Raw genomic sequence first — 7,319 nt, 5'->3', positions numbered from 1 at the left:
TTCACCCCACCTTCACCAGCTTCAGGGTGTCGAGAAAGTAGATATAGGCGTCGATCCCCTCTTTCTCGGGCATCAGCGCCTCCAGCGCCTCTTTGTACCGGAGCAGCTGCTCCTTGTACCCTTCGATGTCGTGGGGGGTCGCCGTTTTGTAGTCGACGATGACGCCTCTTTTCCCCTGATCGACGAAGAGGTCGACGATCCCCTCTTTCCCTTTGTAGACGTAGGGGAGTTCGTGGATCGCACGCCCCTCGGTCAGCATCACGTAGGCCATGTTGTTTCGGCCCGCCCGGGCGAGGGAGAGGGCCTTTCGGCTATCACAGAGTCCGCCGTAGCGGTTCAAAAAGGCATCCTCGTCCTCCGTCTCCAGCAGATAGTGCACCCCCTGCCCCAGGTAGATGGCGGCGAAGTCGTTGGCCTGGTACCGCTCCTTTTCGCCCTCCACCTCCTGGCGGCCGTAGTCTCTCACATGGAGGGTAAAAGGTCGATGCCCGACATCCGATGGACGATGCTCTCTCTCCACCTCGAGGGTTCCGATGCTCTGGGGAGTGAGATCCAGAAAGTCGAAGACGCTGCTTTTTTCCTTTCTGATCACGAAGAGCGAGCTCTTCGCACGGGTGAAGGCGACATATATTTTGTTCATTCTGTCTTCGTGGGCGAGTCTCCTTTCCCGTGCGAGCGCTTCGGCGTAGTCGGCATCGACCGTTTCACGCTTCTCGAATTTCATCCGCACGGCCTTGAGCTCGATCCCTTCGTAGTCGAAAATGACCGGCGAGGTGTCCGACTTCCCGCGCCCCAGCCGGTCCAGCACGATCAGATGTTCGAACTCCAGCCCCTTGGACTTGTGGATCGTCAGCACGTTCACGCCCGCCACCTCCCGGGGCGGCAGCTCCTCCTCGTAATGCGCCACTTCGTGGACGAACTCCGTCACGTCGTGCAGAGGTATCGAAAACTCCAGCAGTTTCATCGCCGCTTCGTCGTGCAGAGCGTACCTCTCCATCATCGTCCTGATCATCTTCGCGGGCCGCCCGTCAGGGATGTCGGGCATGAACTCCGGATCGTAGGGACGGCCCGTCAGGGCGAGGAAATTGAGACGGTGCAGCGTCCCCTCCTGCCCGCGGTTTCGGGCGTAGACGAGCCGCATCAGTTCGATCATCGCCCTGGCGGAGGGCTGTTCGGCCACTTTTGCCCGTTTGTGGGTGGCGATCTCCCTGCCGAAGCGCTCTTTGACGATCTCGCCGACCTGCAGGATCTCCTTGTTGTCGTGTACCAGGATCGCGATCGACTCGTCTGCGGCCCCCGCGGCGAAGAGTCTCTCCAGGACGCCAGCCATCTCCTCCAGCGGCTCCCCTTCCGCCACCTCCACGTATCCGCCTTTGTGATAGGCTTTCTGGGGCGGGTCCTTGTAGGGGAAGGTCCGGTTGACGAAATCGACGATCACCTCTTTGGTGCGGTAGTTGGTCTCCAGATATCCGACCGGTATGCCAAACCGCTTCGCCACGTAGTCGAAGAGCTCTTTCTGGCCGCCCCGGAAGCGGTAGATCGACTGCTTCGTATCGCCCACGTAGAAAAAGGTGCGTTCGCTCTCGCTCGCGGCGATCTCCTCGACGATCGGCTCGAAAATCCTGTATTGCGTCACCGACGTATCCTGGAACTCGTCGAAAAGTATATGGCCGATCCGTGCGTCGAGGCGGAAATAGAGAAAGTCGGTGAAATCCCTCTGGCGAAGGAGTTCGTAGACCAGATGTTCGATATCCTTGAAATGGAGCTGGCCCGAGCGCTTCATGTGCGCCATCTTCGCCTTTTTGTAGATATCGTAGATTCCGAATATTTTAGAAAGGAAGTAGCGCTCCTTGTGGGCGTAGTACGCCGCCACCGCCCTTTTGAGCTCCGCGAACCACTCGTCCACCGCCGGGATGTAGGCCTTTTTGTAATCCCAGTAGTTCAGGCTCTCCCTGCCGAACCACCCGCTTTTGACCACCTCTTCGATCGTCTCGAAGCGCATCGTCTTTTTGGCCCGCTCGCTGATGGGCTGGTCCAGAAAATACTCTTTGATCTTCAGCGCCCACCGCATCGCCTCCGCGTCGCTGTAGAAATCCGCCCCGTACGCCACTTTGGGAAGCTCCTTCTCCTTCTCGTAGAGCAGCTCGAGAAAATCGGCGATATTCTGGCTCTTTTTGGCTTCGAAGCGGGCGAAATCGACCAGATCCCGATAGCGCCGGTCGTCCAGATCTTTCAGAAAATGGCGGAAAAACTCCTCTTTGGGCGTCGCCGCGATCGTGAAATCGCTCTCGACACCCACATACCAGCAGAACTTCCGCAGCACCTGGTGGATGAACCGGTCGATCGTCATCACCTTCAGATCCGCGGCGAGAAAACGGCGCAGCACACCAGGCCGCCGCTGCCGCAGCGCCTCCACACTCAGGTCGCTCATCTTCGCCACTTCGTTGGCCATATCTTCGGGCAGACTCTCCAGCGACGCGACGAGACGTTCGCGCATCTCCCCGGCCGCCTTGTTGGTGAAGGTGATGGCCAGAATTTCGGAGGGATTCGCCCCTCTAAAGAGCAGCGCCAGATAGCGCGCCACCAGTGCGAAGGTCTTGCCGCTGCCCGCGCTCGCTTTCAAAGCCCAGAGACGTTCCATCACTCCTCCTCAGACGATCTTCGATTTGATTTCGCGGATCAGCTCCCGCTGCCGCCGGTAGACATAGTCGAAAATGCGGCTTTCACTCGTTTCGTCGTGTTCGAGCACCAGCACCACCTTGTGCTCGTCACCCTCGTCCCGGTTGAAGAGAATCTCCGCGCCGAGATCGAGGGTGACGGAACCCTCCTCGTTCTCCCATGGAAGACGGAAGGAGATCCTCGCCTTTTTTCCCTTCAGTTCCTCTTCGGCAAATTTGCCCGCATTGAAGTAGGCCGCCGCCGAGTGGATGGAGATGTCTCTGAGATACCCCGTATAGTGCTTTTTTTCCACTTTGATCACGACAGGCAGTCTGGAGGGGAGGCCGACGCGGGTATGTTTGCGGTTGTTGAGCGAAGCGTGCAGGAGCCTGGGGCGTTTCACCATCACCAGAGGCTTCCGGGCATCCACCAGATAGACCTCCGCTTCGACATCTTTGGGAAGGTTGGGCGACTGCATCACCACCTTCTGCTCCAGCTCGATGACGAACTTCTGGATCTTCTCCACCTTCAGCAGAATGCGCCCCTCCTCCACCTTCAGGATCGTCGCCGGCGTGGAGATGGGCAGACCTTTGTAGATGTTGAAGAGTTTCAGGGGCTGATGATTCGCCATGATGTTCGTGAAAAGCTGCAGAAGCAGCTCCTCCTCGTCCGCCTCCGCCCGGCTTCCGCTTCCCGTGCCAAACACCCTGACGCCCCGGGTGTCGGCGACGGAGAGATCCCCTTCGTAGGAGCGTTCGACGACATTGATGATCCCGTTGAGATCCTCTCCCACGGCTTCGATCAGCACGAAATCGACACTGAGCGCCACATCGTCGCCGAAATCGAGAAAACCGAGCTCTTTGGCGAAACTCTCCAGCGCCTCTTTCGACGCTTCGAAGGAGGCAGGCCCGAAGAGAAGCACCGGCATATCCTTGTGCCAGACACCCGCACACTCGGTGGGCCCGAAATGGTTCGCCATCGACGCCAGAAGCTCCTTGACCACGGCGTGGGCCCGCATCCATCCGTAGTTTCGGATGATCGTTTCGTAATTGGCGATCCGGGCCGTGAGCAGATGCATCGCCGACTCCGACTCCAGATGCTGGGCCATCCGGTCCTTGAGCCGCTCGATACACTCCACACGCGACAGCGACCCGCCACCCTCCTCGCAGCCAAAAGGCGACACGACGAAAGTGAGCAGGGTACCACCCCCCTCTTCGCCGCTTTTATGGAGCAGATACTTCCCGTCGCCGATCTCCACGTTCACCACATCCTCGTCGGATCCGACACCCTTTCCGATCCCCGTTTCCGCCAGTTTTTCGCCGATCGCGGCGGTTTCCCGGGAGCCGAAGAGTTCCCGGGCTTTTCGGTTGGCGACAAGGACTTTTCCGCTTCCTGAAAGCAGCACCTGGGCCGGGGAGAGATCGGAGATCTTCTGCAGCTGCGCCGCCCTGGTCTGCTCCTGCAGCCGCTCGATCATCCCGGGCAGCGCCGTGAGGAGCGCCTGCCGCAGCGCTTCGCCCGATTCGGGCGTACTGTACGGGCCGTAGGCGTGGAGTTTCAGGGCGAACTCCCTGGCCACGGGCGAATCGGCCTCGTCGCAAAAGAGCATGATCTGCCACGGACGGGCCTCCCGGATCCGTTTCAGGCCCCCCAGAAAGTGCGGATCCTTCAGCCTGGCGGCGTCGAAAGCGAGCAGAACCAGATGGGGATTTGCCTGAAAAGAGCGTTCCGAAGCCTCCGCATAGCTCATCGCACTACACTCTCCGGCCCCTTCGCACAGCTCGGACCAGAGTGAACCTTCGGGCGCCACGGCGACGACACGAAAATGTCTGAGATGTTTCAGGAGATGTTCGTTTCGCATCCTATATCCGTCTTTTTTCACAAATTATACTCAATTTCGTGTCAATCCCGTCCGCACGCCGTGCTGTAGTCGCAGTACCTGCACCTCTTCTCCTCTTCCGTCATCCTGTAGTCGACCGTTTCATCCTCCCGCAGCGACCGCAGCAGCGCTTCGAAATCGGCCACTCTCTCGTGTACGGCGATCTTCTCCATTTTCACGTTGAAAAGGTCGTAGTAGATCGCTTCGATGCGATGGTCGGGGAAATTCTCTTTCGCCCAGAGCCAGTAGAAGAGCAGCTGGTAGTCGTTCTCGTCGGCGATCGTCTTGTCCAGGTGCTTTGTGGTCTTGTAGTCGATGAGCCGCACCAGATCCTCGCCCAGGTCGATGCGGTCGACGCGGCTGGCGAGCCTGAAGCCGCCGTACTCCACCTCCAGCCACTCCTCCAGGGCGATCTGTTTGAACGAAAGCAGTTCGTCGTAGTCGGCGCGGCAGAAGCGCTCCAGCCGCTCCTCCCAGGTCAGGGATATCTCGAAACGCTGCACGATGTCGGCCGTCTCGCGGTAGAGGTGGTCCACCAGAAACTCGAAATACCCCTCGGCCGAGAGCAGCTCCCTCTTGCTCAGAGCCGCCGCCTCCAGCGCGTCGTGGATCAGCGAGCCGATCACCTGCTCACTCTCCCGCTCCGCCTTGATCCCCAGCACGTAGCGGTAATGGAAGCGGCGGGGGCACTCCAGCCAGTCTTTCAGTTTCGTCGGCGTCAGCTCGGGATTTTCCCTGAAAGGGTTGGGCCCGGCGATCGGCGCGTCGAAGCGCCGCGGCGGCGCGCTTTCGGGCGCGATGACGGGCCGGTATCGGCGATCCTCCACCGCCCCCTCGGCGAGCCCCAGCTCCATCAGAAAGCGGCTCGGCAGCGCTTCGTCGTTTTTGACGTAGCAGAGGGCGGCCCGTTCGCTGTTTTGCAGCAGTCTGTAGTAGTAGTTTTTCTGGAGGTTCTCCTTGTCCCGGCGGGTCGGCATGCCGGCGTGCTTGCGGATGGCGCTGTTGAGAAAGAGATCCTTTTCCCCCACTTTCGGCACCACATCCTCGTTGAAATCGACGATCACGACCCCGTCGAAACGCTTGCCCCGGCTCTCGAGCACCCCCATCACCGTGATGCGGCCTCCCCCCACGTCGTCGAGGCTCAGAGGCTCCAGGCGCTGCAGCCAGGTGTGCAGCAGTTGCAGGGGCGTCGCCCCCTCCAGCAGCGGGGCGAAGCGTCGAAACTCGAACATCGCCGCATCGATCGCCTCCAGCTCCCTGGGCTGCGTCGGCAGCGCTTCCAGAAAGGCGACGAAGGCGTCGAACCCCTCCACTTTCGAAAAGGCTTCGGCGATCTCGTCCGTTTCCATCTTCTCTTTCGCGCTCTCGCTGCGCTCCGTCAGCGCGTCGTAGAGGTCGGCGAGCCGGCGGTAGTAGCGGCTCTGCGTGAAGGGTGTCCCCATGGCGTAGTTGAAGTTCCTGAGAGGGTCGAAGAGCCTCAGATACTCGGCGAACCCCTCGTCGGGAAGCACCACCGCGACCCGGTCGGGGTCGGCCCCCGCCGCGATGAAGTCGTCCACCTTCTTGAGTACGAAGGCCACCTGGTCGATCCGCTCCTCGAAAGCCGCCACCGTCATCGCCTCCCGCCTCAAAGGGGGCAGCGCCTCTTTCTCCACCAGCTCCTTCGTCTGCCACTGCAGGGCGTAGCCGCGGTTTACGGCCGTTTTCTCCACCACCCCCAGCCGCTCCGCCAGCTTTTCGTTGAAAGGCGTCCGGACAAAATGGAGCCACAGCGGCGTTTCGATGCGCCCCAGCACCTCCAGCTCGAAACGGCTCAGATACCCCTCCACATGGATGTCGATGCGCTCGAGCCCTTTGAGAAAGTTGTCGCAGAGCCGGTACTCCTCCACCGTCACCCTGTCCACCAGCCCCTCGCTCTCCAGCAGATCCCGATAACGCCCGTAGATACTCTCCAGCACCCTCAGATGGTCTTCGTAATCGGCGTAGAGGTCCACCTCCCGCAGCTTCGCCATCGGCACCCGCTCGGCGTGCAGCTCCTCGAAGAAGCGGAAGACGAAGTCGGAGTTTCGCACGAAACTCAGAAAGTTCTTTCCGAACCCCAGCGTCGAGATGTCCACCGTCTCGATGGCCCGGTACAGATGCAGCACCCGGCTCGCCTCGTCCACGAAGACCCTCCCCGGCACCACGACGACCCGCCGCAGAAACTCGTCCATCGTGTAGAGTTTGGGCAGCAGCGTGTCGTCGTGGGCCGCCACGTAGTCGCGGATCTGCCGATGGGTCGAAAAGACGACGGCGTTCACGACTCGACCCTCTCGAAACGTCCCAGCTCGCGGTTTTTGCGTATCCGATCGTGGGGCAGCACCAGCCCGTGCATCGCGATGTAGACGCCGGGCTCCAGAAACCCCGTCGCCGTCACCGCCGCCGCCAGGTTGGCCGTCGCCTCCACCGGATCGATGGCAAAAGGCACCATCGCGCCCGTCAGCACGACCCGCTTGCCGTGCCCCTCCCCCAGCCATCGCGCCAGGGCCGCCGCGCTCTTGTCCATCGTGTCGGTACCGTGGACGACGACGATCCGCTCCTCCGCCACCTTCGCCACGATCTCGCAGAGCAGGTCCCGGTCGGCGTCGTCCATCTCCAGGCTGTCCTTGTAGATCGCCCCGCTTAGGAGGATCTGCAGATTGGCCCCCATCGAAGCGACGGCCCGCTCCACCGCCGCGTCGTCGGCCGGCACGAAAAGCTCGCCCGCGACCGGGTCGTACCGTTTGTTGAAAGTTCCGCCGGT

4 protein-coding genes are annotated in these 7,319 nt (G+C 60.9%); all 4 read right to left on the bottom strand.

Going from position 1 to position 7,319, the window contains the following annotated elements; translation table 11 throughout:
* Nucleotide 1 precedes the first annotated feature (1 nt).
* Nucleotides 2-2,641 (bottom strand): RecB-like helicase, encoded by a 2,640-nt coding sequence (locus Q1K23_RS06355; RefSeq protein ID WP_300363306.1) that lies wholly within the window; start codon nucleotides 2,639-2,641, stop codon nucleotides 2-4.
* A 9-nt stretch (nucleotides 2,642-2,650) separates the two neighbouring features.
* Nucleotides 2,651-4,519 (bottom strand): PilZ domain-containing protein, encoded by a 1,869-nt coding sequence (locus Q1K23_RS06350; protein WP_300363305.1) that lies wholly within the window; start codon nucleotides 4,517-4,519, stop codon nucleotides 2,651-2,653.
* Nucleotides 4,520-4,560: 41 nt separating this feature from the next.
* On the bottom strand, nucleotides 4,561-6,837 hold the full coding sequence (locus Q1K23_RS06345) for a PD-(D/E)XK nuclease family protein (RefSeq protein ID WP_300363304.1): 2,277 nt from the start codon (nucleotides 6,835-6,837) through the stop codon (nucleotides 4,561-4,563).
* On the bottom strand, nucleotides 6,834-7,319 hold a 486-nt coding region (locus Q1K23_RS06340; protein ID WP_300363303.1), incomplete at its 5' end, for an asparaginase domain-containing protein. The genes Q1K23_RS06345 and Q1K23_RS06340, both read right to left, overlap by 4 nt.

The organism is Hydrogenimonas sp. (genome assembly GCF_029933015.1).
In the GTDB taxonomy this organism is placed as follows: domain Bacteria; phylum Campylobacterota; class Campylobacteria; order Campylobacterales; family Hydrogenimonadaceae; genus Hydrogenimonas.
The sequence above is the reverse complement of the archived record's forward strand: the minus strand, read 5'-3'. Positions and strand labels throughout refer to the sequence as shown.